Annotated in this window: 22 protein-coding genes; 10 read left to right on the forward strand and 12 right to left on the reverse strand. The window is 70.4% G+C overall.

Features of this window, described 5'->3' with window-relative positions; all coding sequences use genetic code 11:
- Positions 1-12: 12 nt before the first annotated feature.
- Positions 13-795: an ABC transporter ATP-binding protein gene (locus ACFWHU_RS11685; RefSeq protein WP_387224713.1), complete on the reverse strand. Its 783-nt coding sequence runs from the start codon at positions 793-795 to the stop codon at positions 13-15.
- A 92-nt stretch (positions 796-887) separates the two neighbouring features.
- Here ACFWHU_RS11685 and ACFWHU_RS11690 point away from each other — a divergent pair, with 92 nt between their 5' ends.
- The 4 genes from ACFWHU_RS11690 to ACFWHU_RS11705 all read left to right on the forward strand — a co-directional run bounded on the left by ACFWHU_RS11690 (position 888) and on the right by ACFWHU_RS11705 (position 5,919).
- Positions 888-1,526 (forward strand): TetR/AcrR family transcriptional regulator, encoded by a 639-nt coding sequence (locus ACFWHU_RS11690; protein WP_385801056.1) that lies wholly within the window; start codon positions 888-890, stop codon positions 1,524-1,526.
- Between the two features lie 167 nt (positions 1,527-1,693).
- Entirely contained in the window at positions 1,694-2,542 is an 849-nt protein-coding gene (locus tag ACFWHU_RS11695) for a 3-hydroxyacyl-CoA dehydrogenase family protein (protein WP_385801053.1), read from the forward strand.
- A 251-nt stretch (positions 2,543-2,793) separates the two neighbouring features.
- Positions 2,794-3,117, forward strand: a complete 324-nt coding sequence (locus ACFWHU_RS11700; protein ID WP_078075057.1) for an STAS domain-containing protein — start codon at positions 2,794-2,796, stop codon at positions 3,115-3,117.
- A gap of 249 nt (positions 3,118-3,366) precedes the next feature.
- The gene (locus ACFWHU_RS11705; protein WP_387224715.1) at positions 3,367-5,919 is read left to right on the forward strand and encodes an ATP-binding protein; all 2,553 of its coding nucleotides are present in this window, start codon (positions 3,367-3,369) and stop codon (positions 5,917-5,919) included.
- Between the two features lie 27 nt (positions 5,920-5,946).
- Here the strand turns inward: ACFWHU_RS11705 and ACFWHU_RS11710 are convergent, their stop codons facing one another.
- Positions 5,947-6,927, reverse strand: a complete 981-nt coding sequence (locus ACFWHU_RS11710) for a threonine/serine dehydratase (protein WP_385801048.1) — start codon at positions 6,925-6,927, stop codon at positions 5,947-5,949.
- A gap of 436 nt (positions 6,928-7,363) precedes the next feature.
- Here ACFWHU_RS11710 and ACFWHU_RS11715 point away from each other — a divergent pair, with 436 nt between their 5' ends.
- Entirely contained in the window at positions 7,364-8,788 is a 1,425-nt protein-coding gene (locus ACFWHU_RS11715) for a hypothetical protein (protein ID WP_387224716.1), read from the forward strand.
- A 204-nt stretch (positions 8,789-8,992) separates the two neighbouring features.
- A complete protein-coding gene (locus ACFWHU_RS11720; protein WP_385801043.1) occupies positions 8,993-10,201 on the forward strand; it encodes an esterase/lipase family protein in 1,209 nt (402 codons plus the stop codon).
- Positions 10,202-10,296: 95 nt separating this feature from the next.
- On the opposite strand, the gene nucS is transcribed toward ACFWHU_RS11720, so the two are convergent.
- Positions 10,297-10,968, reverse strand: coding sequence for an endonuclease NucS (nucS, locus tag ACFWHU_RS11725; RefSeq protein ID WP_164252790.1), 672 nt, complete (start codon positions 10,966-10,968; stop codon positions 10,297-10,299).
- Positions 10,969-11,181: 213 nt separating this feature from the next.
- Between nucS and ACFWHU_RS11730 the strand changes: the two genes are divergently transcribed.
- A complete protein-coding gene (locus tag ACFWHU_RS11730; protein WP_023538618.1) occupies positions 11,182-11,574 on the forward strand; it encodes an SCO5389 family protein in 393 nt (130 codons plus the stop codon).
- A 104-nt stretch (positions 11,575-11,678) separates the two neighbouring features.
- On the opposite strand, the gene ACFWHU_RS11735 is transcribed toward ACFWHU_RS11730, so the two are convergent.
- On the reverse strand, positions 11,679-12,707 hold the full coding sequence (locus ACFWHU_RS11735) for an LLM class flavin-dependent oxidoreductase (protein WP_385801040.1): 1,029 nt from the start codon (positions 12,705-12,707) through the stop codon (positions 11,679-11,681).
- A 211-nt stretch (positions 12,708-12,918) separates the two neighbouring features.
- Here ACFWHU_RS11735 and ACFWHU_RS11740 point away from each other — a divergent pair, with 211 nt between their 5' ends.
- Positions 12,919-13,248: an ATP/GTP-binding protein gene (locus ACFWHU_RS11740; RefSeq protein WP_385801038.1), complete on the forward strand. Its 330-nt coding sequence runs from the start codon at positions 12,919-12,921 to the stop codon at positions 13,246-13,248.
- A 77-nt stretch (positions 13,249-13,325) separates the two neighbouring features.
- Here ACFWHU_RS11740 and ACFWHU_RS11745 read toward each other — a convergent pair whose 3' ends face one another.
- The 7 genes from ACFWHU_RS11745 to mce form a co-directional block, all read right to left on the reverse strand.
- Positions 13,326-14,171: an ABC transporter permease subunit gene (locus tag ACFWHU_RS11745; RefSeq protein ID WP_385801036.1), complete on the reverse strand. Its 846-nt coding sequence runs from the start codon at positions 14,169-14,171 to the stop codon at positions 13,326-13,328.
- Positions 14,168-15,379 (reverse strand): ATP-binding cassette domain-containing protein, encoded by a 1,212-nt coding sequence (locus ACFWHU_RS11750; RefSeq protein ID WP_385801034.1) that lies wholly within the window; start codon positions 15,377-15,379, stop codon positions 14,168-14,170. Before ACFWHU_RS11750 ends, ACFWHU_RS11745 begins: the two co-directional genes overlap by 4 nt.
- A 164-nt stretch (positions 15,380-15,543) precedes the next feature.
- Positions 15,544-16,323 (reverse strand): ABC transporter permease subunit, encoded by a 780-nt coding sequence (locus ACFWHU_RS11755; protein WP_385801032.1) that lies wholly within the window; start codon positions 16,321-16,323, stop codon positions 15,544-15,546.
- Positions 16,324-16,326: 3 nt separating this feature from the next.
- Positions 16,327-17,322, reverse strand: coding sequence for an ATP-binding cassette domain-containing protein (locus tag ACFWHU_RS11760; protein ID WP_385801030.1), 996 nt, complete (start codon positions 17,320-17,322; stop codon positions 16,327-16,329).
- A gap of 179 nt (positions 17,323-17,501) precedes the next feature.
- A complete protein-coding gene (locus tag ACFWHU_RS11765) occupies positions 17,502-18,440 on the reverse strand; it encodes a cellulose-binding protein (protein WP_385801029.1) in 939 nt (312 codons plus the stop codon).
- Positions 18,441-18,554: 114 nt separating this feature from the next.
- Positions 18,555-22,295: a polarized growth protein Scy gene (gene scy, locus ACFWHU_RS11770; RefSeq protein WP_387224717.1), complete on the reverse strand. Its 3,741-nt coding sequence runs from the start codon at positions 22,293-22,295 to the stop codon at positions 18,555-18,557.
- 160 nt (positions 22,296-22,455) lie between these two features.
- Complete coding sequence (gene mce / locus ACFWHU_RS11775) at positions 22,456-22,893, reverse strand: methylmalonyl-CoA epimerase (RefSeq protein WP_385801025.1); 438 nt, start codon at positions 22,891-22,893, stop codon at positions 22,456-22,458.
- Positions 22,894-23,034: 141 nt separating this feature from the next.
- Between mce and ACFWHU_RS11780 the strand changes: the two genes are divergently transcribed.
- Together ACFWHU_RS11780 and meaB are read left to right on the forward strand one after the other, a co-directional pair.
- Entirely contained in the window at positions 23,035-24,240 is a 1,206-nt protein-coding gene (locus ACFWHU_RS11780) for an acetyl-CoA C-acetyltransferase (protein ID WP_385801023.1), read from the forward strand.
- A gap of 77 nt (positions 24,241-24,317) precedes the next feature.
- Positions 24,318-25,277 carry a methylmalonyl Co-A mutase-associated GTPase MeaB gene (meaB, locus tag ACFWHU_RS11785; RefSeq protein WP_387224837.1) on the forward strand — a complete coding sequence of 320 codons (960 nt, stop codon included), beginning with the start codon at positions 24,318-24,320 and terminating at the stop codon, positions 25,275-25,277.
- A gap of 278 nt (positions 25,278-25,555) precedes the next feature.
- On the opposite strand, the gene ACFWHU_RS11790 is transcribed toward meaB, so the two are convergent.
- Positions 25,556-26,398: a PepSY domain-containing protein gene (locus ACFWHU_RS11790; protein ID WP_387224719.1), complete on the reverse strand. Its 843-nt coding sequence runs from the start codon at positions 26,396-26,398 to the stop codon at positions 25,556-25,558.
- Between the last annotated feature and the right edge of the window lie 109 nt (positions 26,399-26,507).

Below are 26,507 nucleotides of genomic sequence, written 5' to 3' on the forward strand. Positions count from 1 at the left end.
GGCGGGAGCCTCCTAGACGGCTGCGGGAACGGCGTCGTCCGGCGCCGGTGCGCGTCCGGTGATCGCGAGGAAGGTGTCCTGGAGCGAGGCGCCGGGGGAGCCGCCGTACTCGCGCTTCAGCGCGTCGGGCGCGCCCTCGGCCACCACCACGCCGTGGTCGACGACGACGAGCCGGTCGGAGAGTTCGTCGGCCTCGTCGAGGTAGTGCGTCGTGAGGACGACGGTCGTGCCGTGCTCCTGGCGGATACGGCGGATCAGGTCCCACAGCCCCGCCCTGCTGCCCGGATCGAGACCGGTCGTCGGCTCGTCCAGGAACAGCACCTCGGGGCGGTGCGTCAGCCCCATGGCGATGTCCAGGCGCCGGCGCTGCCCGCCGGAGAGCGCCGCGCACTTGCGGTCGAGCAGGTCGGACAGGTCGAGGTCGTGCGCCAACTCCTTGGCGCGGACGGTGGCTTCGGCCTTCGTCAGCCGGTAGAGCCTGGCCTGGGTGATCAGCTCCTCGCGTACGGAGATCTGCGGGTCGACGCCGCCCGCCTGCGCCACGTAACCGATCCTGCTCCGCACCCGCGCGGCCTCGCGGGCCAAGTCGAAGCCCGCGACCGTCGCGACGCCTCCGGTGGGCGCCAGCAGTGTCGTGAGCATCCGCAGGGTGGTGGTCTTGCCCGCCCCGTTGGGGCCGAGGAAGCCGAGGATCTCCCCGGCCCCAACGGTCAGATCGATGCCGCGCACCGCCTGGACGGTGCCCTGTTTGGTGGAGAAGGACCGGGCGAGCCCGGCCGTACTGATGATTGGCATGGCTCCAGAAAAACAGAGTCACTTAAATTTTGCAACGACTTCAAAATTTCAGCGGGGCGGCGGTGCGAGCTCGCGTCCGTAAGCTGAGAGGCATGTCCGAAGGGCTCCGCGAGCGCAAGAAGCGCCAGACCAGGCAGTACATCTCCGACGTCGCCACGCATCTGTTCGTCGAGCGCGGCTTCGACGCGGTGACCATCGCCGAGGTCGCCGAGGCCTCGGACGTCTCCGTCAACACGGTCTACAACTACTTCTCGACCAAGGAAGACCTCTTCCTCGACCGCAGCCGGGGCATCGTCGAGCGGCTCTCGCGGTTCGTACGCGCCCGTGACGCGGGCGAGTCGGCGGCGGAAGCCGTCCTGCGCGAACTGCGCGAGCTGACCGAGACCGTCTCGCCGACCGTCGGACTGCACAGCGGCTACGACCGCTTCATGAAGGTCGTCGACGACTCGCACTCACTCAGGTCCCGCCTCTGGTACATCCAGCAGGAGCTCCTCGTCCATCTGGAGGTGACGCTCCGCGAGGAGACCGGCGCCGACGATTCGGACACGCTGCCCACCCTGGTCGCCGGTCAACTCGCCTGGGCGCACGGCACGCTCATGGCGTTCGTCGGCCGCCGGATGCTGGCCGGCCGGACCCCGGAGGACACCTCGCGCGAAGCGCTCGTGCTGCTGGACGACATCGAGGAGGTGCTGGGCGAAAAGGTGCTCAAGTACGCTGTACGGCAAGGCTGATGGGCCGACTCGCGTCGTGTGCGGATGTGATGTCCGTCATGTGAGACGTGACGCGCATCTCTTCACCACCACAGGGCACCTCACGACCGATAACCTCCGCCAGAGAGCAAATGTAAAGCGTGTGTTAAGGCACGCACCGGTCCGGAGCGGAAATCAAGGGGTACGTCGTGGCCAGGAAGCTCGCCGTCATCGGTGCCGGACTCATGGGGTCCGGAATCGCGCAGGTCTCGGCCCAGGCGGGCTGGGACGTGGTTCTGCGAGATGTGACCGACGACGCCCTGGCCCGTGGCAAGGACGCGATCCGCGCCTCGTACGCCAAATTCGTCGCCAAGGGCAGGCTCGAAGAGGCGGACGCGGACGCCGCGCTCGCGCGGATCACCACGACCACCGACCTGGACGCCGCGGCCGACGCCGACATCGTCGTCGAGGCCGTCTTCGAGAAGCTCGACATCAAGCACGAGATCTTCCGTGCGCTCGACAAGCTCGTCCGCGACGACACCGTCCTCGCCTCCAACACCTCGGCGATCCCGATCACCAAGATCGCGGCGGCGACGGAGCGTCCCGAGCGGGTCGTGGGCGCGCACTTCTTCTCGCCCGTACCGATGATGAACCTCTGCGAACTGGTACGCGGCTACAAGACCAGCGACGAAACTCTCGCCACCACACGGGAGTTCGCCGAATCGGTCGGCAAGACCTGCATCGTCGTCAACCGTGACGTCGCGGGCTTCGTCACCACCAGGCTCATCACCGCCCTGGTCGTCGAGGCGGCCAAGCTCCAGGAGTCCGGCGTCGCCAGCGCCGAGGACATCGACATCGCGTGCAAGCTCGGCTTCGGCCACGCCATGGGGCCGCTCGCCACCGCCGACCTCACGGGCGTCGACATCCTGCTGCACGCCGCCGACAACATCTACACCGAGTCGCAGGACGAGAAGTTCGCGGCGCCCGAGCTGATGCGCCGGATGGTGGACGCGGGTGACATCGGGCGCAAGAGCGGGCAGGGCTTCTACAAGCACTGAGCCTCTCGCGTGCGGGCGGACGGGCGGGCGCCGAGCGACATCGACCGATTTCCTCACCCCACCGGGTGAATTCGGTATCAGTTCGCTCACGGACGGCAACTTCCGTGGCCGCGCGGCTGTCAGTTGTTGCACAGAGACATTGCACAAAGACATTGCACGAACGCATCGCACGAACGCGTTGCACGAACGCAGCGCATCGCACGAAGACCGAGAACACGGACGCGGAGCACAGAGGCATTCGGGGAGCGCATATGCACATCAGGGGCGACCACGCCGAGCTCGTCGTCGAGGGCCGCCTCGACGTCCGCAGCGCGGCGGACGCCCGTACGGTCCTGCACACGGCCGTCGACGACGGAGCCGGCGACCTGGTGCTTGATCTGACCGGACTGGATTCCTGGGACGCCACGGGCCTCGGCGTCATCATGGGCGCGCACCGCAGGGCCGGACGCTGCGGACGCAGACTCGTCCTGCGCGGCGTACCGACCCAGATGCAGCGCCTGCTGGTGGCCACGCGGCTGCACCGCATCCTCGCCATCGAGGGCGGTATCGCAGCAGAATCGCTTCCGCGCGTCTGACTCCGAACGCCCGAACCGCAGGCGACGCCCGCCCGGCGTCCGCGGTCCGGGAGCCACGCACAATCCTCACGAGACCGTGACGTCTCGGACGGGGTGGCACCCCGGCTGTTCCTGGATACTGTGCGGAGGTTTAGGGTTTCGGCCGTCGGCCGACCAACAACCCATGCGGCGGGCACCGGACCAGAAGTGACAGCGGGGCGTGCGAGGCCGGGAGGGCAACCGCACGCCACGATCTGGGGGGCTTTGACGATGAACCCGACCGACCCGACCCACCCGACGGACCCGCGTCCCGAGGGTGCCGGGCGCGCCGACGACAGACCCGCGGACGGTGCCGACAGGCCGAACCCGTGGCTGTCGCACCCGACGCCCGCGCGCACCGTCGAGCTGATCTCGGGCGACTTCCTGATCACCGTCAACCCCGTCGACGGCAGCGAGATCGAGCCCTGCCCGCCGGGATCGCAGCCGCCCACCCCCGTCAGGCTCGACGCCGACGAGCGCGCCGAGCAGCGCAGGGCCGGCCGGCCGCCCATACCGCCGGGTCCCGGCGCGCCCCCGTTCCCGCTGCTGGAGCGTCAGGAGGAGCGCGAGCGGCTCGTCGGACTGCTGGGGCGCGGACACTCCGTACGTCTCACGGGTTCGGCGGGCTCCGGCCGTACCGCTCTCCTCGAAGCCGTCGCCACCGACTGCGAGGAGCTCGCCCCGGACGGGGTCGTACGGCTCTCCGGCCACCACCGCACCGTCACCGAGCTGCTGTACGAGCTGTACGCGGCCGTGTACCGGTCCGTGCTGCACCGTCCCGACCGCGCCGGACTGCTCGAACTGGTCCGCGGCATCGGCGCCGTTGTCGTCCTCGACGACCTCGAATTCGGCGGCGACCCGCTGGACGAACTCCTCGAAGCCGCGCCCGAATGCGCCTTCCTCCTCGCGGTCACCCCCGACGTGGACGCCCCCATCAGCCGTTCGCGACTCGAAGAGGTCCTGCTCGGCGGCCTCGGCCGCGGCGCCTCGCTCGATCTGCTGGAGCGCGCCACGGGACGCCCCCTCACCGACGAGGAGGCGAACTGGGCCGGCGACCTCTGGTTCGAGTCCGAGGGCTTGCCGCAGCGCTTCGTCCAGGCGGGCGCGCTGCTGCGCGGACGCGACGGTCTGCGCGCCAACTCCGGTGCGTACGAGGCCGACGGGGTCTTCGTCCACGAGCTGGACGACGTGCCGTACGGCCAGGGCCAGGGGTCGCCGGAGAGCGACGGGCTCACCGATGACGGGCAGCACGACGTACCGCTGCCGACCCTCGGCGAGGGCGCCGCGCCCGCCGTGCTGCTCGCCTCCCGGCTCGGCGAGGCCGCGCGTGAGACATTGCGCTTCGCCGTCGCGCTCGGCGGCGAGGTGCCCCATCAGGCCCATCTGCCGGCCCTGGTGGGCGACACCCACGCCGACGCGGCCGTCGGCGAACTCATGAACGCCGGGCTCCTCTCGCCCGTGGGCCCGCGCTACCGGCTCGCCGCCGGGGCGCTGACCCAACTGGAGGCGCGGGGATACGGAGTCGAGGCCACGTCCCGCGCGCACACCGCCGTCCAGCACTTCACCTGGTGGGCCGGCCATCCGTCGGTCACGCCCCGGCGGGCCGCGTCCGAGGCGGACGCGCTGCTCGCCGCGATGACGCCCCTGGTGTCCAGCGGTGAGGCGGGCCACGCGAGCGCCGCCGTCCTGCTCGCCAGGGGCGCGGCGCCCGCCTTCATGGCGGGGCTGCACTGGGGTGCCTGGGAGCGTGCGTTGCGGATCGGCCAGGAGGCGGCCAGGATCGCCGGAGAGGTCGCCGAAGAAGCCTATTTCCACCACGAGTTGGGGATTCTCGCGCTCTGCGTCGGACGCCTGGACCGGGCCCGCGCCGAGCTGGAGACCTCCATCGGTATGCGCGGGGCGGTGGCGGACAAGCGGGGCACGGTCTCCGGGCGCAGAGCGCTGGCCCTGGTCTCCGACCGGGAGAACGGGAACACACCGGCCGCGTTCCGCAAGGCCGACGCCGAACCGCCGGTGTCGCCGCCGCGCGGCATGTCCATGGTCGTACCCGTCCTGAAGCCGCCGTCGCCGGACGACCGGCTGACGCTGGTCACCCGTCGCGACGACACCCCGGCGGCGGGAGCCCCCACCGGCCCGTCGTCCGCACGCCGGCGCCGCCCGGTACTGGGCGGGGCCCGCCGCAACCTGGTCGCCGCGGGCGCGGGCGCGGTGCTCGCCGCTGTACTGGGCACCGTCGTCACGCTCGGGGCGTCGGGGAACGACACACCGACGGACCGGGTCCAGACCGACCACTCGGCGGACGACGACGACGGCACCGGATACGACACCGAGACGCCCGCGGACGCGAGCACGAAGAAGCCCGCCGAGCCGGGCGGCGTTCCTGGCACCACGAGTTCGGGCGCGCCGACGCCCAGCACGAGCGGTGGATCCGAGTCCGAGGACCCGGGCGACAGCCAGTCCGACGACCCGTCGGAGCCGGACGACGAGCCGGATCCCTCCGATCCGGACCCGGACCCCACGGACTCCGATCCGGACCCCGATCCGACGGACTCCAGTCCCTCCCCGACGACCCCCACGTCGCCTCCGCCGACGACCCCGACATCACCTCCGCCGACGTCGACGACCCCGGTACCGCCACCGGAGTCGGCGACGGTGGGCATCCCGGTGGAACCGACGTCCGCGGCCCCGTCGGACTCCGCGACGACGGAGAGCGCGGACGGTACGGACGGCACTGGCAGCACTGGCAGCACTGGCGGCGCGGACACGACGTCGCCGGTGATCTGACCGCTGCGCACAGCGCCCGGGGCTGTGTCAGGCCCCGGGCACGGGAGCCGCACCGACCCAGCGGTGATAGGCGTCCACGTCGACGTTGCTGCCGCAGACGACGGTGACCACGTGCCGGCCGGCGAAGCGGTCACGGTCCTCGAGGATCGCCGCGATGCCGAGCGCGGCCGACGGCTCGACGACGAGGCCGGCGTGGTCGAAAAGCATCCGCATACCGGCGATGATCGACGCCTCCCGGACGAGGACGGCGTCGTCGGCGACGAGCAGGAGATCGTCCAGGACGGCCGGGATGGGACGCCGGCCTGCGACCCCGTCGGCGATGGTGTCGGTCGATTCGGTGGTGACGACGCGCCGTTGGCGCCATGAGTGCGTCATCGCCGGTGCGCCCAGCGGCTGGACGCAGATCACCTCGACACCGGGCGCGAGGGCCTTCACCACATGCCCCACACCGGTCGCCAGCGCACCGCCGCCGAGAGCGATCAGGACGGTGTCGAACGACGGCGCGGTGTCGAGAAGTTCCAGACCGATGGTCGCCGCGCCCTCGCAGGTCTCGATGTCCAGGCTGTCCTCGACCAGCCGGATCCCCTCGTACCGCGCGATGTCCGCCGCCCGCTCACGGGCCATCTCGTGGTCGCCGTCCACCAGTTCCAGCCCGGCGCCCAGCGCGCGTATGCGATCGAGTTTGGCCGTGGTCGCGAACCGGGAGGCCACGACGGCCACATCGAGCCCCCGGCCGCGCCCGGACCACGCGAGGGCCTGACCGAGGTTGCCCGCACTGGCGCACACCACGGCTCCCGAGCCGTTCTCGGCCAGCTGACTCGCGACCACTTCCGTGCCACGGCCCTTGAAGCTCCGCACCGGATTCGCCGTCTCCAGCTTGACGCTCACCACACACCCGAGCCCGGCCTCCAGCGCCTCGCAGCGGTACAGGGGAGTGTCCAGAAAGACGGGGTCGATCACCCGCCGAGCCGCCCGGATCCGATCGATGTCGAGACGAGTCTGCTCCATGGCACGGCAGCGTAGCGCGACGGCGCCGACCGGGTGGCCGAGATGAAAGTCGCGGAAGTCCGGAAATTCCGGCCGCCCCATCTCCTGGTTTTGTTACTTATCCGGATAACGTCCGGATTGGCTTGAACTACGCATTGATCAACGAATGCTTGACACCTCTCGAATCACAACCGTAACTTTATTGCACGTGGAACCTTGGTCATTGGACGTCGTCGGACCCGGACAAACAGGAAGGCGTATTCCGCCAACCGGTGCACCACGAGAAATCGACACTTACACCTGCCGACCTGCGGCCTCATACGCATGCCCGCATTTCGGCAATTCCGCATGCTCGCATGTACGCGCATAAAAAGTCTCGGTATTGAGATTCAGTCCATCACCCTCAGAAGAGAGGTTTTCGATGAAACTGGCGCTGATATCAGGAGATGGCCTGCCCGTGAGCGGCCTGCTCACCATCTTCCGGAACGTGATCGAGTCCGAGCTCGGAAACGGGAGTTTCGAGCTGCCGGTGGTGGCCGATCTCGGCTTCTCCTGGCGGCCCGACAAACAGCACTTCTTCCCGCGAGGCGCCGAGCACAGCGTGTATCCCGACTGGATGTCCACCAGTGACGCCGTGCCCCTCGCCGGCACCGGTCGCGCGGAGCTGATGCGTGAACTGACCGCGATCCGCGGCGCGGTGGCACGGGCCGACACACTGGACGACGAGGCGCGCGCGGAGCTGCGCCGTGTCGTGGAGTCGCTCGCCGGGCCGTACGAGGAGTACTTCACGCGCTGGTTCGAGGAACACGACGTCGACTGGGTCTGCGCGGTCAACATGACCCTCTCCGACGCCGTGCCGGTGACCCTCGGTCTGCACCGGGCGGCTGCCCGCCGCTGGCCCCCCGGTGTGCCGGGCGGGGTGCTGTTCTGGGATCACGACCTCTTCGGCACCTGTGCGATCTTCGAGGACGGGGCTCGGGTGTACCCCCCGACGCCGAACGAGTTCACTCCCGTGCCCGGTACGCATCCGTGTCACCGCTGGGCCGTCATCTCCCCCGCTCTGGCCGAGGAGGTGAAGGGATATCCGACGGAGCTCGAAGCGACGACGCTGCCGAACGTACTCCCGACGCTGGGACCGCGGGAGCCGGGTGACCGGCACGCCTCCTTCCTGGCGCAGCACGGACTGGCCGCGGACCGGCCGCTGTTGCTGGTGCCCGTGAGGGTGTTCCAGGTGAAGGGGGTGGAGATAGCGGTCTCGATGTTCGCGGAGATGAAACGGATCTGTGCGGAGCGGGGGACGCCGGCGCCCTGCCTGCTGGTGTTCGGCAGTCTGGCCGAGGACCCGCCGTACGCCCGGGAAGTGCTCTCCGTCGTCCGGGAGTTGAACGTCCACGACGAGGTGGTCTTCCTGGACGGGGTGCCGCTGTCGAGCCATCAGGATGCCGAGGGCCGCTGGCGGCTCGACGAGATCGACCTGCTGGGACTGTGCCGGGACAGTGGGGGCGCGGTGCTCTTCACCCCCAACACCTCGGACGTGGAGAGCGTCGGGCTCGGGCCGGCGTTGGCGGCCATCGCGGAAGTGCCGTGCGCCGTAACCGAGTACGACTGCTTCGAGGACATCTACGGGACGCGGAGCAGTTGCGTCAGGGTGGCGGACAGTGCGGGGATTGCGGCGGCGGCCGACCGGCTGCTCGATCTGATGGCGAGGAACCATCACGGTGATCCCGCGGTACGGGAAGCCCTGAAGCGGGACAAGGAACAGGTTCTGCGGTCGTTCGATCCGAATCCGTGGCGCAAGCTCCTCCAGGAGATGGCGCACGAGGTCAGCGGTTCCGAGAGCGGCGGGAAGACCAACGGGACCAATATCGGCACGGGTCACTGATCGCGGGGCATCTCCGGGACCGGGCGATTTCGGCGTGGCGACAACCAGACGAAAACAGGCCAACGGCACATGCCGGGCGCGTCAAACACTTCCTGTGCGGGCTCCATCAGATGTGGTGAACTCCGCAGCTCAGACGGGTGATGGGCCCGTATCGCCCACCATGATGACGTCGTCTCGCCCACCCACATCGCAAGGAGCACGACCATGTCCGAGACGACCGAGCCCAACGTCGGTTCGTTCACCCTGGGCGGTTCGCTGACCGCCGAACCCGCCGGGCCGATCGAGGTACCGGAGCACGACGAGTGGACCCTGCCGAACGGCTTCGCCTGGGTCTTCCCCGGTGAGGGCAACCGAGGCGGCCTCGTCCGGCCCGTGATCATGGCCGACGGCTTCAACCTCGGCCGGAGCAGGCTCGACTCGCTCTACCAAGGCCTGGAGAACGGCGACTTCCCGTTCATCAGCGAGCTGCGCCGCCGTGGCAGGGACGTGATCCTGCTCGGCTTCGACGAGCGCAGCGCGTCGATCCTGGACAACGCGGAGGCGGCCATGGCCGCCGTCATGCGGGCCAGTGCCGAGCAGATGGGCGACAGCCGGCTGGTCGTCGGCGGCTTCAGCATGGGCGGCATCGTCACCCGCTACGCGCTCGCCAAGATGGAGACGCAGCGGATGGACCACCGGACCGCGCTGTACTTCTCCTACGACAGCCCGCACCGCGGGGCTTCCATCCCGGTCGGCGTACAGGCGTTCTCGCACTTCATCCCCTTCCCGAACGACTTCGCGAAGCAGATGGACAGCCAGGCCGCGCGCCAGATGCTGTGGCAGCACTACGACAAGGAGACCGGCAAGATCGGCGTCGCTCCCGAGCGCGCGGAGTTCCTGACCGCGCTGGACCGGGTCGGCCAGTGGCCGCAGATCCCGCTGAAGATCGCCGTGGCGAACGGTCGCGCCGACGGGGTCGGCCTGCCGGACGTGGCTCCCGGCAAGGTCGCGCTGCGCATTGACCGGATCTACCCGGGCACCACCTTCTACACCCAGGCCCAGGGCGACGACGTGACGGCCGCCTACCTCAACCGCAGGTTCCCCAAGGCCGAGAAGACCATCACGACCAACGGCTTCCCGGAAGTGGACGGCGCGCCGGGCGGAACCCTGCACACCTACAAGATCCTCGCCGACACGATGAAGAAGCTCGGTGCCAAGACGGACCTGCGGCACGAGGAAGTCTGCTTCGTCCCCTCGGTCAGCGCGGTCGCGATCCGCGACATCGAGAAGCAGGACGACCTGTACGCGAACATCGACGAACTCGCCCCGGAGGAGAGCGAGCTGGACGACTTCCGCTGTTCGTCCACGACCACCGCGCACACGGCCGTCACCGAAGAGCTCTGTACCTGGCTGATGGACCGGCTCCCCGACTGATCCCCGCCGTCCCGGTGCCGGGGCCGCGACGTGACGTGCGGTAGAGCGGGGGGCGGCGGGCCGAGTGACGCCCGCCGCCCCCCGCTCAACAACCCCTAGAACAGCCGCAGTTTGTCGTCCTCGATGCCCCGCAGCGCGTTGTAGTCCAGCACCACGCACCCGATGCCCCGGTCCGTGGCGAGTACGCGGGCCTGGGGCTTGATCTCCTGGGCCGCGAACAGACCGCGGACCGGGGAGAGATGGGGGTCGCGGTTCAACAGGTCGAGGTAGCGCGTCAGTTGTTCCACGCCGTCGATGTCGCCGCGGCGTTTGATCTCGATGGCGACCGTCGCGCCGTCCGAGTCGCGGCAGAGGATGTCCACCGGGCCGATGGCGGTCGGGTACTCGCGGCGGATCAGGCTGTAGCCGTCGCCGAGTGTCTCGATGCGGTCGGCGAGGAGCTCCTGGAGGTGTGCTTCCACGCCATCCTTGATCAGGCCCGGATCGACACCGAGTTCATGTGACGAGTCATGGAGGATTTCCTCCATCGTGATGATCAGTTTCTCGCCCGCTTTGTTCACGACCGTCCATACGCCGACATCGTCACCTGTGCCCTCTTTGAGGGTGCACGGCGGAGACATCCAGTTGAGAGGTTTGTACGCCCTGTCGTCCGCGTGGATCGACACGCTCCCGTCAGCTTTGACCAGGATCAGACGGGGGGCGGCGGGCAGGTGGGCGGTGAGCCGGCCCGCGTAGTCGACGGAGCAGCGGGCGATGACGAGGCGCATGGTCCGCAACGCTACTCGACTGTCGGCGTACGCCGTGATTCGCCCCTCAAGCCCCGTTCGTTTGTGGCCGGTTGTGTTCCCATTCGCCTGGTGCGGTCCGGACAGCGCGCATAACGTGGATGCAGGAGGTCGCCGGTCGTGCACGCTGCGTCGTCGTCTCCCCCTTCCCTGCCCGTAAGGCCCCGATATTTCGGGGTCGCGAGAGGAGAACCCATGTCGCTCGACGTCTCACCGGCACTCTTGGAGCAGGCCGAGCGAGGCGAGGTCGACGAAGCCGAATTCGTCGACTGCGTCCGGACCTCCCTGCCCTTCGCGTGGGAGATGATCAGCTCCTTGGTGGCCCAGCTGAAGGTGGACGGCGGAGAGTTCGCCGACAACCAGACGCCGCCGCCGGACGAGCAGGCACGTGGTCAGCTGCTGCGCGCGCTCGCCAGTGACGCGATCCGCGGTGCGCTCCAGCGCCACTTCGGAGTGCGTCTGGCATTCCAGAACTGTCACCGGGTCGCGGTGTTCCCGCTGGACCCCTCGGTCGACGAGAGGCTCGCCCGCTTCACTTCCATCAGGGGGCAGTTGCTCAACCAGTCCCCGGAGCTCCGGGACTGCTGACGCCTTCGGTCCGCACGGCTTCGGTCCGCCGGCGGATTCCTGGGCCGACACAGGGATCCGCCCGACGACCGTCGTGCGCCCCGGGGGACGGGCCCGCCGCCGCCTCAGCACAGCTGTGGCAGTACCTCGGCCCCGATCCTCCGTACGTTCTCCTCCGTGGCCGCCAGGTCCCCGGAGCCCTCGACGAGCAGCGCGAAGCGTGTGATTCCGGTGCGTTCCGCCGTGGCCGCGAGGCGGTCGGCGGCGAGCCGGGGGGAGCCCACCGGATGCAGCCCGCACAGCAACTCCGTGTACGCGACGGGATCACGCATGGACCTGTGCCGGCCGTCGACCGTCACATGTGCTTCGAGCCCCTCACGCAGCCAGCCGGGCATGGCCTTCACCAGCGTCTCGGTCGCCTCTGCGGGGCCGTCGGCGATCTGCGCCACGCCCGCGGACACGTGCCCGGCGCCGTCGGCCTCCTCGGGTGTGCGGCCGGCCGCGATGGCGTGGGTACGCCACAGGGACACCATCTCGGCCTTCTCCTCGTCCCCGCAGTGCATCCCCAGCAGCATCGGCAGTCCGTGCTCGGCCGCGAGCCGCACGCTCTTCGCGGACGTGCACGCGACCACCACCTCGGGACCGCCGGCGCCCTCGATCAGTTCGTCCGGCCTTGGTACGACGGGGACTTCACGGAAGCGGTAGCGCTCACCGTCCGCCGACACCCGTGACTCGCGCAGCCACCGCAGCAGCAGGTCGAGCGATTCGGGGAAGTCCCGTTCGTACGCCCGCAGACCGGACCCGAAGACCTCCAGATCGACCCACGGGCCACCCCGGCCCACGCCGAGCGAGAAGCGCCCGCCGGAGAGCAGATGCAGCAGCGCCGCCTGCTCGCCGAGTGCCACCGGATGTGTGTTCGGCAACACGCTGACCGCCGTACCCACCCGTAGACGCTGTGTGCGCCCCAGGAGCAGGCCGGCCAGTGTCACCGCCGACGGGCACGTGCCGTACGGCACGAAGTGGTGCTCGGCCAGCCAGACCGAGTCCAGTCCGGCCTCCTCGGCGACCTCCGCCGTCCGCACAGCTCTGTGCAGTGCTTCCCCCTGGCCCTGGCCCGGGAATTGGGCGGCCAGTACAAAAGCTCCAACTCGCATCGCCTTCTGCCTCCTTGCGGCTGACGCGTCTCCCCCCTGTAGGCATTAACGTCTGACACGTGCCATGGGCACGGTCGCCACGGAAGTTGTTGCGATTGTCCGCTAACTGCACCGAGCGGGTGCCCACGGTCTCACGCCGTGCGGGCCTGGCACCGGGGGAGCGGCCCGTACGCTGGAGGGGAACCGTGCTGTCTGCCCCGTGAGGTGTCATGTGTCCCCGCGTCGCAACCGCCCCCGAGGCGGCGAGACCCCGACCGACCACGCCGGTGAGATGTCGGACCGGTACGGCGGGTTCCAGCGGACCGAGTCCTGGCAGGGCGAGGAGTGGGCGGTCCGTCAGGTGGCGGGCGCGAGTGCCGGGGGCAAGCGGTACCGCTGCCCCGGCTGCGACCAGGAGATCCCCTCGGGTGTGCCGCACGTGGTGGCGTGGCCGGAGTACGGCGGGGTGGACGACCGGCGGCACTGGCACAAGGCGTGCTGGAACGCGAAGGACCGCCGCACCTCGAGGGTGCAGCGGTCCCGTAACGCGCCGAAGTTCTGAGCCCCGCTTCCGAGCCCCGGTTCCGATTCCTGGCGAGGGCCGCTGCGAGGTCGCGGCGGCCCACACGTCGCGCCTGCCTACACGTCGCGGCGGTCGAGCGAGAAGAAGGCGAGAGCCATCACCACGGTCGTGACGACCGTCCCGATGAACAGCGGGTCCCAGCCCTTCGGCCCCGAGCCGGTCATCGAGGTGTCGTAGAGCACCGCGATCTGGCTCGGGATCGAGTACTCGAAGAGGGCCTGCTGCACGTCGACCAGCGACGACGAGAACATGAACATCGCCAGCACCAGCGGCAGCAGCACCACCCCGATCATGATGGTGATCGCGCCCGCCGAGTGCCTGATGAGCGAGCCGACGCCCAGTGACATCAGGCCCAGCAGCGCCAGGTAGAGACCGACACCGAGCGTGGCCTGGAGCCACTCCTGGCCGGTGGGAGCGCGGCCGTCCAGCACCGCGACCTGGATGCCGCCCACCAGGGCCGCCGTGACCGTCGTGATCGTGAGGACGAGCAGGAAGAAGACGAGCGACTTCGCCGCCAGCACCCGGCCCCGGCTGGGGCAGGCGGTCAGGGTGGTGCGGATCATGCCCGTGCCGTACTCGGACGCGATGGTCAGCACGCCGAGGGTGATCACACAGATCGAGCCGAGCAGCGCCCCGAAGAAGCCCAGCGGCAGCGCCGACTCCGTGCCGAGAGTGGTCTCCGAGAGGGAGACGGCCCAGGCCGCGAGCCCGCCGACGCCCACCATCAGGACGATCATGACGCCGAGTGTCCACATGGTCGAGCGGACGGAGCGGATCTTGGTCCACTCCGAGGCGACCGCGTCGCCGAGGGTGGCCGGGCGGACCGGGATCGGCGAGGTGTACGACCCGAGGGGCTGCCCGCCCTGCCAGATCGGCGCCTGCTGCTCGTACGGGGCTGTCATCGGTCGTCCTTGTCGCTCGTGTCGGTCTTCCCGTCGCCCGCGCCGCTCCCGCGCTTGCCGAGATCGGGTGCGGCCGCGGCCACGGGCGCGTCCACCGGCGCCGGCGCGGGCGCCGCGGCGGCATCGACGGGCACAGGACCGGCCTGGCCACCCTGCGCCGCGTACGGGTTCTCTCCCGGCGGCGGCGGCGCGTACCAGCCCTGCGTCGGCACCTCGGGCACGACCGGCGGCTGGTACAGCTGCCCGCCGTAGCCCGGCTGCTGCGGCGGCGCGAACCCGGTGAGCTGGTCGGCCGTCGACCGGTAGTCCACGGCGCCCTGCGTCAGCCGCATGTACGCCTCCTCCAGCGACGCCTGGTGCGGGGACAGCTCCCAGAGCCGTACGTCCGACTCGTGCGCCAGATCGCTGATACGGGGGAGCGGCAGCCCGGTGACCCGCAGAGCGCCGTCCGGCTCGGACAGCACCTGGCCGCCCGCCTCGCCGAGCGCGGCGACCAGCTTCTCGCGCGCCTCCGGATCGCTCTGCGCGGGGCGGACCCGCGCGAAGTCCGCCGAGTTGTGCGAGATGAAGTCCCTGACGCTCATGTCGGAGAGCAGCTGCCCGCGCCCGATCACGATCAGATGCTCGGCGGTGAGGGCCATCTCACTCATCAGGTGCGAGGAGACGAAGACCGTACGGCCCTCGGACGCGAGCTGCTTCATCAGATTGCGGACCCAGAGGATGCCCTCGGGGTCGAGGCCGTTCACCGGCTCGTCGAAGAGCAGCACCTGCGGGTCGCCGAGCAGCGCGGCGGCGATGCCGAGCCGCTGCCCCATACCGAGGGAGTAGCCGCTGGAACGGCGGCGTGCCACGTCCTGGAGGCCGACCACGCCCAGCACCTCGTCGACCCGCGCCGCCGGGATGCCGGAGAGCTGCGCGAGCGAGAGCAGATGGTTGCGCGCGCTGCGCCCGCCGTGCACCGCCTTGGCGTCCAGGAGCGCGCCGACCTGGCGGGGCGCGTTGGGAAGCCGGCGGAAGGGATGCCCGCCCACGGTCACATGACCGGCGGTCGGCCGGTCGAGGCCGAGGATCATCCGCATCGTCGTGGACTTGCCGGAACCGTTGGGGCCCAGGAACCCGGTGACGGTACCGGGCCTCACCTGGAAGGAAAGGTTGTACACGGCCGTCTTGGCGCCGTAGCGCTTCGTCAGGCCGACTGCCTCGATCATTCTCCAGCCCCATCGACAGCTCAGTCAGGTGGTCGGGGCGGTGGCCACTTCGGACCGAAAGCCCCCGTAGGAGTTAGGAGGATATCCGGGCCTTGACGGTTCCGGCCAAGTCGTTACGACGGAGCGGCGGCCGGTCTGTCCGCCGCCGCTCCCGGGACCGAGCCCTACGCGTCGCGCTTCTTCAGTACGAGATAGCCGCCGATCAGCGCGGCGACGACCCACAGCACCATGATCCCCATGCCCTCCCACGGGGTGTACGGGCCGTCGTCGGAGTTCATCGCGCCGGGAACCACCTGCATGATCTTGGAGCCCGCCTGGTCGGGGAAGTACCGGGCGACCTCCTTCGCCTTCGGTACGGAGGCGAGGATCTGCGAGACCAGGAAGAAGAACGGCATCAGGATGCCGAGGGAGAGCATCGAGCTGCGCAGCATCGTCGCGACGCCCATCGAGAACAGCGCGATCAGCCCCATGTAGAGACCACTGCCGATGACCGCGCGCAGCACGTGCGGCTCACCGATGGAGGTCCCGTGCTCGCCGAGCACCGCCTGGCCGAGGAAGAACGAGACGAAGCCGGTGAGGAGCCCGACCACCAGGGCCAGCGCCCCGGCGACCGCCAGCTTGCTGAAGAGGAACGCGCCCCGCTGCGGTACGGCGGCGAGCGAGGTGCGGATCATGCCCGAGCTGTACTCCGAGCCGACGACCAGGACACCGAAGACCACCATCGCCAGCTGACCCAGGATCATCCCGGAGAAGCTGATGAAGGTCGGGTCGAAGGTGACGCGCTCGGCCTGCGACAGATCGTCGAACGTGGAGCTGAGCAGCGCCGACAGGGCGACGCCCATGGCCACGGTGACGATGAACGCGACGGCGAGGGTCCAGATCGTGGAGGAGACCGTACGGATCTTGGTCCACTCCGACTGGAGGACCGCTGGTACCGATGCCATGGGTCAGGCTCCCTTGCCCTGGTTGTCGTGCTGTCCCCACCCGGGGCCCGGTGCCGCTGCCGGAGGCGCGGGGGCCGCCGGGCCCGTGCCGGGGGCGGAGTGGGCGTGGTACTCGACCGACTCGGCGGTCATCTGCATGAACGCCTCTTCCAGCGAGGCGCGTTGGGAGCTCAGCTCGTGCAGCACGAGACCGTGCCGGGCGGCCAGCTCACCGATCTCCTCGGAGGTGGAGCCGTCGATCTCCAGCGCACCGTCGCCCGCCTCGGCGACGGTGAAACCGCCCTCGTGGAGCGCGTCGCGGATCTGCTCCCGCTGCGGGGAGCGGAGCCGTACGAAACTGCGCGAGTTCGTCTGGATGAAATCCGCCATCGAGGTGTTGGCGAGCAGTTTGCCCTGACCGATCACGATCAAGTGGTCTGCCGTCAGCGCCATTTCACTCATCAGATGGCTGGAGACGAAGATCGTCCGGCCCTGGGAAGCCAGGGCTTTCATCAGGTTGCGAATCCAGTGGATGCCCTCGGGGTCCAGACCATTCACCGGTTCGTCGAACATCAGGATCTCGGGATCTCCGAGCAGCGCCGCGGCGATTCCCAGCCGCTGCCCCATCCCCAGCGAGAAGCCTTTCGACTTCTGCTTCGCCACGGCCGTCAGACCGACGGTGTCGAGAACCTCGTTGACGCGGCTCACCGGGATGCGATTGCTCTGCGCCAGACACAGGAGGTTGTTGTACGCGCTGCGCCCGCCGTGCATCGCCTTCGCGTCGAGCAGGGCGCCGATGTACTTCACCGGTTCCTGTAGCTCGCGGTAGTGCTTCCCGTCGATGCGGACCGATCCGCCGGTCGGGATGTCCAGGTCCAGCATCATCCGCATGGTCGTCGACTTACCGGCTCCGTTGGGCCCCAGAAAACCCGTCACCACCCCTGGCCGGACCTCGAAGGAGAGATGGTCGACCGCGATTTTCTTCCCGAAACGTTTGGTGAGCCCTTCGACCTCGATCATGCGGACAACCTATGGGTGCGCAAAGCCCCCCGCCACTCCGGTGGCGGGGGGCTTGCACGATCGTTACTTGCGGAACGGGAGCCTCGCCCGTCGGCCTTGAACGGACCGGTCGAGGACGGACCCGATCAAGGACGAACCGGCCCACCGGGCGAACCCGGTCGACCCGTCCGCCCACCGCACTAGCGCGACTGCTGGGCCGGGACCCCGCGGGAGATCGGCTCGTCCTCCGCCGGCGTACCCGCCGCGGCGACGGCCGCACCGGTCAGCGTGGCCAGCATCTCGCGGACGTTGGTCAGCTGGGCGTTGATCGAGTCGCGGCGGTTGGTGAGCGCCGCCAGCTCGCGCTCCGATTCGCTGCGGATCCGGTCGGCCTTGGCGTTCGCGTCGGCCACGATGTCCTCGGCCTGGCGCTGCGCGGTCTCCACCGTCTGACGGGCACGGCGCTCCGCGTCCGTACGGAGCTTCTCCGCCTCCAGACGCAGCTGCTCGGCGCGGTGCTCGATCTCCGCCAGGCGCTTCTCGGCCTTCGCCTGACGCGAGGCCAGGTCACGCTCGGACTGCTCACGCCGCTTGGCGAGGTTCGTCTCGAAGTCCGCGGCGGCCTGGGCGGCCTTGGCGCGGGTCTCCTCGAAGAGAGCGTCCGCCTCCTCGCGCTTCTGCTGCGCGTCCTTCTGCGCGTCCGTGCGCAGGGTCGAGGCCTCGCCCTTCGCCTTCTCGACGATGCGGACGCCCTCGTCCTCGGCCTTCGCCTTGCGGTCGGCGGAGAACGCCTCGGCGTCGTTGCGCACCTGCTGGGCCGCCGACTCGGCGAGCTCACGGTGCTGTTCGGCGGCGCGACGGGCCTCCTCGCGCAGGTCCTTCGCCTCCTCCTCGGCGAGGCGGAGGATCTTCTCAACGCGCGCTCCCAGGCCGGCGTACGACGGCTCCGCGTCGGTGACCTGGGCCTGAGCGTTCTGCGTTTCGAGGTGGAGCTCCTCGATGCGCTTTTCCAGTGCGGTGATCCGTGCGAGAGCGCTGTCACGGTCGGCGACGAGCTTGGTAATGCGGTCATCCACCTGACCGCGGTCGTAACCACGCCGCACGAGCTCGAAGCCGAATGGGGAGGAAGTGTCGCTCATGGGGTTCCTGTCGAATGAGACCGGTGAGGTGATAGGGGGAATCCTAGGGGCCGAAGCGGCGTGTCATCGAGCGGATGCCGGTTTGATCTGGAGAATGTCCAGCCTTTTGAGTGGCTAACTGTCGGACTGCTTGCCACCCGAACGGGTAACACCCGCCGCCGCACCAGCCTTGACGCTACCCCCGCCGGAGCCCCCGCCTGTACCTGTCTTGCCACTCGCGGCCGGAGTCTCGAAGGATTCCAACGCTTCCAACACGTCCTGCACACGAGAGATCTCGGCCTGGATGTCCTCGCGCCTGCGAACCAGGACGTCGAGTTCACGCCGGCCCTCCTCGACGGTCCGGGCCGCCTCCGTCTCGGCGTCGGCGAGCAACTTCTCACCCGCACGGGTCAGTTCGGCCTTCTTCAGCTCCGCTTCCTTCAGCAGCGCCTCGGCCTTCTTCACCGCCGCGATCCGGACCTTGCTCGCTTCCGAACCGGCCTCCGCCACCAGGGACTTGGCCTTCTCCGCGGCCTCGGCCTGCTGTTCGGTGGCCGCCCTGACCAGCTTGTCGACGCGTTCGCCCGCGTTCTTCATCTGCTCGGCCGTCTCGCGCCGCGCCCGCTCGTGCAGTTGGTCGATCTCGCCCTCGACCCGTACCCGCAGCTCCTCGGTGCGTTCGCGGATGGCCGTCGAGTCGTTGCGCGCCCCGACCAGCAGCTCGTCGGCGTCCGTACGGGCCTTCTCCACCAGGGAGTTGCCCTCGACCGTCGCGTCCGCGTGGATCCGCGCCGCCTCGGAGCGCGCGGCGCCCACCATCGCGTCGGCCTGCGCCTCCGCCTCGGTGGCGGCGCGCAGCGCCTCCTCCTGGGCCTTGTTGATGAGCTGGTCTGCCTGCTCGGCCGCGTCGCCGCGGCGCTTGGACGCGCTCGCACGCGCGTCGTCGAGCAGCCGGTCCGACTCCGTGATCGCGTCGCTGATGGTCTGTTCGGCCGAGGCGTCGGCGTCCGACTTGACCCGCTCCGCCTCCGCGCGCAGCCGTTCGGCCGCCCGCTGGGCCGAGTTGACGGTATCGGCGGCCTCGGCGCGCATACGCTCCGACTCGCTCGTCGCCTCGCCGATGAGCCGGTCCGCCTGCTCCGCCGCGTCGCCCCGGATGCGGTTGGCGTCGTCGCGCGCCTCCTGGCGGGCGCGTGCGGCGTCCTGCTCCGCGGTGGCCAGGGCGTCCGACGCCTCGGTCCGCACACGCTGCGAGTACTCGGAACTCTCCGCGCGCAGCCGCTCAGCCTCCGCGACCGCCTCGCCGACGGTGCGCTCGGCGTGCGTCCGGGCCGCCTCGGTCTCCTCCTGGGCACGGGCCCGCAGCCGCGTCACGTCCTCCGCGGCGCGCTCGCGCTCCGCGTACGCGTCGGAGCGGACCCGGTCCGCCTCCTCCTGCGCCTGCGACCTCGTCCGGTCGGCGGCGTGCTCCGCGGCGGAGCGCAGTCCGGTGATCTCCTGCTCGGCCTGGTCGTGCAGCCCGGCGACCGCGTCGCGTACCTGCTGCGCGGTCTGCTCGGCCGCCGACACCATCTCCGTGGCGCGGAAATCGGCCTCCTCGACCAGCCGCCCCGCCTCGGTCTGTGCCTCGTCGACCCGCTTACGGGCCGAGGCCAGCAGGTCCTCGCTCTGCTCGCGGGCGCGCTCGCGCTCCTGGTCCGCCTCCGTACGGGCGGCCGTCAGCAGTTCCTCGGCCTCGCGGCGGCGGCGGCTCGCCTCCTCCTGCGCGGCGTCCAGCGCCTCGGCCGCCTCGGTCCCCACCCGCTCGGCCGCGGCCGCGGCCTCCGCGCGCAGCCCGTCGGCGCTCGCCCTGGCCTCGGACTTGACCCGCTCGGCCTCCTCGGCGGCCTCGTCCCGCAGCCGTACCGCGGTCGACTCGCCCTCCGCACGGGACTGGGCGGCGTCCGCGGACGCCTCGTCACGCAGCCGCTCGGCCTCCCGCTCGGCCTGGGACTGGAGCGTACGCAGCCGCTCGGCGGCCTCCGCGCGCAGCCGCTCCGTCTCCTCGGCCGCCTCACGGCGGATCCGCTCGCTCTCGGCGCGCGCGTCGGTCAGCGCCGACTCCGCGCCGCTCAGGCGCTGTTCGGCCTCGGTGTGCAGCCGCGTCAGCTCGTCGGCGGCCTCCGCCTTGCGGGCCTCGACCCCGCGCTCGGTCTCCTCGCGCAGCTCGACCGCGGCCCGTTCGGCGGCGGTCTTCGTCTCCTCGGCCTGCTCCTCGCCCTCGGCGCGCAGCCGGTCCGCCTCGGCGCGGGTGCGCTCCAGGGTCTCCTCGGCCTGCTTGCGCAGCGTCGTGGCGCGCTCGATGGCCTCCGTACGGACGCGCTCGCTGTCCGTCGACGCGGTGGCGCGCAGCTCGTCGGCGTCGGCGCGGGCCTTGGTCAGCAGCTCCTCGGCGGTGCTGGCCGCCTCCTCGATCTGCTGGACGGCCTCCCGGCGCGCCTCGCCGCGGATGCGCTCGCCCTCGGCGACGGCCTCGGACCGCAGCGTCTCGGCCTCGCCGCGCAGCCGACGGGCCTCCTCCTGGAGCTCGACCGTCTTGGCGCGGTACTCCTTGGTGTCGTCCTTGGCCGCGCCCTTCAGCTGGTCGGCCTGCTCGGCCGCCTCGCCGCGCAGCCGGTCCGCCTCGGCCTCGGCCTCGCCGCGGATGCGCTCGGCCTCCTCGCTCGCGGCGCGGGTGGTGGCCCTGGCGTCGTCGGACGCCTTGGTGAGGACTTCCTCGGCGGTACGGGCGGCCTTGGCGAGCTGGGCGGCGGTGTCCTCGGAGGCGGCCGTACGGGCCTTCTCCGCCGCCTCGGCGACCATCTTCTCGGACTCGGCGCGGGCGTCGGCGAGCGCCTGCTCGGCCTCCGCCTTCAGCGCCTCCGACTCCTTCGTGGCCTCGCCGACGAGCCGGGCGATCTCGGATTTGGCGGTACGGGTGCGCTGCTCGTACTGGGTCTCGGCGCCGGCCAGTCGTTTGACCGCGGCTTCCTTGGCCTCGGTGACCAGCTTCTCGGACTCGGCGCGGGCCTCGCGCAGCCGCTCGTCCGCCTCCTGTATGCGCTGTTCGGCCGACCGGCTCAGCTCGCCCGCCTGCTGGCGCGCCTGGTCGGACTCGGCCGTCGTCGTCGTACGGAGCTGCTCGGCGTGGCTGGTGGCCTCCTGCGCCTGTGTGGACGCGGCGTTGAGGAGCCGCTCGGCGTCCTTGCGGGCGCGCTGGAGAATCGCCTCGGCCTCGGCGCGGGCGGTCTCCGACTCGGCCCCCAGCCGGCGGCGTGCCTCCTCGGCGACCCTCGTGGCCTCCGCGCGGGCGGCGCCCAGGGACTTCTCGGCCTCGGCGCGTGACTCGTCCAGCAGCCGGCGGGCCTGCGTCTCGGTGCGGCCGCGCAACTGCTCGGCCCAGGCGACGTTCTCGTTGACGTGGGACTCGACGGTCTGGCGGCGCTCGGCCAGCTCCTGGTCGAGCCGCTGGCGGCGCTGAACGGCCTCGGCGTGCAGCTCGGCCTGGAGCCTGGCCTGGTGCTCGGCGTGCTCCTGGAGGATGCGCTGCGTCTGGGCGCGGGCGTCGCGCAGCTCGCGCTCGGCGTCGGTGCGCAGCTGGTCGGCCTGGATCTGCGCGTTGCGGAGCATCTGCTCGGCCTGGTAGCCGATGTCGGCGTTGTCGTAGGAGGGCCGGGACGCGAGGTTGCGGCGCGCCTCGTGCAGTTTCGCGCGCAGTACTTCGACCTGGTAACCGAGGTCCTCGGCGTGCTGGACGGCCTTCTCCCGCGCGGTCTTCAGCCGATCCATCTCGGCTTCGAACCGCGAAAGGTGGTCGTCGTCAGCTCGGTGGCTCTCCTGGCGTTCGTAGCCCCGCACTGCGCGGTCCCATCCGTCCCCTGGTCGCAACTCTGCAATAGGTACCGCCCGACGGGCGAACGGCCCCCCGGGGAATGGTGACAGATCATCGGCCGAGGCGCCGCCCCGACCCGGCCCCGGCCCGGAGCGGCCCACTCTACCGGGCCGGGAATCGTTCGGGTCAGTGCTCTTGGGGCTTCGCCGCCGAGGTGACGAGTTCCGTCAGGACTCCGTGACAGTCCTTGGGGTGGAGAAACGTGATGCGGGAGCCCATCGAGCCGGTGCGCGGCTCGTCGTACAGGACCCGCACCCCCTTGTCCCGGATCGCCTCCGAGTCCCCGTCGACATCGGCGGTGCCGAAGGCGATGTGGTGGACCCCCTCGCCGTTCTTGGCCAGCCACTTGCCCACGGCCGAGTCCTCGCGGACCGGTTCGAGCAGCTGGAGGTACGAGGCCCCGCCGTCCGAGGTCTCGTTGATCTTGAGCATGGCCTCCCGTACGCCCTGCTCCTCGTTGACCTCGGTGTGGAACACCTCGAAGCCGTAGGTGGCCCGGTAGAACTCGACGGTGGCGTCGAGGTCGTGACAGGCGATTCCGATGTGGTCGATTCGCGTCAGCATGCGCACAGTGCAGCGCCAACCGACCGGTTACGCAACGTGCGCGCCGTCACACTCGTTGCCAGGTGACCCGGGACCTGAGTGGTCAGTACATTTGGTGAACCCTCGTTAACCCCCAATCGTCAGGCAAAGGGGTCCCATCTCATGCCGGATTCGAACACCAACACCACCTCCGTCATCGTCGCCGGTGCGCGTACGCCCATGGGCAGGCTGCTCGGATCGCTGAAGCCCTTCTCCGGCGCCGATCTCGGCGGCTTCGCCATCAAGGCCGCGCTGGAGCGGGCCGGCGTCACCGGTGCGCAGGTGCAGTACGTGATCATGGGTCAGGTGCTCCAGGCCGGGGCGGGGCAGATCCCGGCGCGACAGGCCGCCGTCAAGGCCGGCATCCCGATGGACGTTCCCGCGCTCACGATCAACAAGGTCTGTCTCTCCGGCCTCGACGCGATCGCGCTGGCCGACCAGCTGATCCGCGCGGGCGAGTTCGACATCGTGGTCGCGGGCGGCCAGGAGTCCATGACCAACGCGCCGCATCTGCTGCCGAAGTCCCGTGAGGGCTACAAGTACGGCGCGATCGAGATGCTGGACGCGATGGCGCACGACGGTCTGACCGACCCGTTCGAGTCCATCGCCATGGGCGCCTCCACGGAGAAGCACAACACCCGTCTCGCGATCGCCAGGCCCGAGCAGGACGAGGTCGCGGCGCAGTCCCACCAGCGGGCCGCCGCCGCGCAGAAGAACGGTGTCTTCCAGGCCGAGATCACGCCCGTCGAGATCCCGCAGCGCAAGGGCGACCCGGTGGTCTTCGACCAGGACGAGGGCATCCGCCCCGAGACGACCGTCGAGTCCCTGGGCCGGCTGCGGCCCGCCTTCGCCAAGGACGGCACGATCACGGCGGGCTCCTCGTCGCAGATCTCCGACGGCGCGGCGGCCGTCGTGGTCATGAGCAAGGCCAAGGCGCTGGAGCTGGGCCTGGAGTGGATCGCGGAGATCGGCGCGCACGGCAATGTGGCGGGGCCGGACAACTCGCTCCAGTCGCAGCCCGCGAACGCGATCAGGCACGCGCTGAAGAAGGAGGGCATCGCCGTCGACGACCTGGATCTGATCGAGATGAACGAGGCGTTCGCCGCGGTCGCCGTCCAGTCGACGAAGGAGCTGGGCGTATCCCCTGAAAAGGTGAACGTGAACGGCGGCGCGATCGCCCTCGGTCACCCGATCGGCATGTCCGGCGCCCGGCTGGTGCTGCACCTGGCGCTCGAACTGAAGCGGCGCGGCGGCGGCGTGGGCGCGGCGGCGCTGTGCGGCGGCGGCGGTCAGGGCGACGCGTTGATCGTGCGGGTGCCCAAGGCATGACGCGGGTGCCGAAGGCGTAGCCGGACAACACGATGGCCAGGGTCGCTGACAACGGATCGGAACGGAGCGCGGTACGGATGACGGTGGACGTCCCCCAACTGGTGGCCCAGGCACGGGAAGGCCGGCCCCGGGCGGTGGCACGGCTTATCTCGCTGGTCGAAGGGGCGTCGCCGCAACTGCGCGAGGTGATGGCGGCGCTGGCGCCACTGGCGGGCGGCGCGTACGTCATCGGGCTCACCGGTTCACCCGGTGTCGGTAAATCGACAACGACATCGACGCTGGTGTCCGCCTACCGCAAGGCGGGCAAGCGCGTCGGCGTCCTGGCCGTCGACCCCTCGTCACCCTTCTCCGGCGGCGCGCTGCTGGGGGACCGGGTCCGGATGTCCGACCACGCGTCGGACCCCGGCGTCTACATCCGCTCCATGGCGACGCGCGGCCATCTCGGCGGGCTCGCCTGGTCGGCGCCGCAGGCGATCCGGGTGCTGGACGCGGCCGGCTGCGACGTGATCCTGGTGGAGACCGTCGGGGTCGGTCAGTCGGAGGTGGAGATCGCCTCCCAGGCCGACACCTCGGTGGTGCTGCTCGCGCCCGGCATGGGGGACGGCATCCAGGCGGCCAAGGCCGGGATCCTGGAGATCGGTGACGTCTACGTCGTCAACAAGGCGGACCGCGACGGCGCCGACGCGACCGCGCGGGAGCTGAACCACATGCTCGCTCTCGGCGAGGCCCGCGGCCCCGTCGACTGGCGCCCGCCCATCGTCAAGACGGTCGCGGCGCGCAACCAGGGCATCGACGAGTTCGTCGAGGCCCTGGAGAAGCACCGCGCGTGGCTGGAGAAGCACGACGTGCTCGACCAGCGGCGGGCCCGGCGCGCGGCCCGTGAGGTGGAGACCATCGCCGTCACCGCCCTCCGCGAACGCATCGACGACCTGCGCGGCGACCGGCGCCTGGGTGCGCTGGCGCGGCGGATCGTCGCGGGCCAACTGGACCCGTACGCGGCGGCGGACGAACTGGTGGCGGGACTGACGGGCGGCTAGGGCCTGTCGTTCGGGTCTTGCCGGGCTCGCGGTCCCTGGTGCGCACGCCCGCCGCGTTGTCGTCGGTCGCCGACGCTCCGCGTTGTCTCCCTCCTCCGCCTTGCGCTCGCACGCACCAACGCGGACATCAGCCGCTGGCGCGGCGGGCACTCCCTGATCCGGCCTGATCCAAACGACAGGCCCCAGGCCCTGTCCGGCGGATCTTCGAGGGCGCGGGACGGGACGCAGATGCGTCCTGTCCCGCGCCCGAGGACAATCGCGGCCCGTGGCCGCGGAGCTCAGTCGTCGTCGCCGTCGTCGTCACCACGGTCGTCGTCGCGGTCGTCGCGGTCATCGCCGTCATCGCCGTCGTCGTCACGGTCGTCGCTGTCGTCACGGTCCGCGGCCACCTTGCCGGAGGACATGTCGACCGTCACCTCGTGCGTACGGCCGTCGTCGCCCCGCACCGTCACCTCCCAGTGGTCGGCCTTGCGGTCGTCGTCGTCCGAGTCGATCGACGTCACGGCGCCGGGGTGCTTCTTGAGCGCGGCGGCGGCCGCTCCCCCGGCGTCCACCTGGGCGCCGCGCACCGCGTCGCGCTCCTGGCGGTCGTCGTCGTCATCGTCGTCGTCGTTGTCCGCGCGGACCGCACCGGTCGAGGCGTCGACCCGCAGGTCGTACCACTTGCCGTCCTGGCCGATGATGTCGACCTCCCAGTGCCGGCCGCCGGACGAGCGGTCGTCGTCGTCATCGTCGTCGTCCAGATCGACGGACTCCACCTTGCCCGGGTGCTGCTTGAGCGCCGCCGCGGCGGCCTGGGCCGCGGTGAGCTTCGAGCCCGCCGCCGAGGTGTCGTCCTTGCCGCTGCCGCTGCCGCTGCCGCTGCCGCTCCCGCCGCCGTTGCCGTTGGCGCTGGTGTCGTCGTCGCGGCCGTTGTCGTCCCGGTCGTCGTTCGGCTCGTTCGGCTCGTTCCGGTCGTCGCGGTCGTCGCGGTCGTCGTCGTTCACGAGCGACGCCGATGAGACCGTCTTCGGCGCGGCGTCAGCGCCGGTGTCGGTCGCACCCATCGCGACCGCCGTGTACGTACCGCCGCTGATCAGAGCCGCCGCGGTGATACTGGCGATGACAAGATTGCGCTTCATGAGGGTTCCTCCCCGTCGGGCCGTTTTCGCTTGACCTCAATCTCGCTGACGGAAGCTGAAGGCAGCCTGAAGCCACCTGAAGCCGTCTTCAGGTTCGTTTTGGGAGGCT

It is taken from the genome of Streptomyces sp. NPDC060366, assembly GCF_042725135.1.
GTDB lineage: Bacteria > Actinomycetota > Actinomycetes > Streptomycetales > Streptomycetaceae > Streptomyces.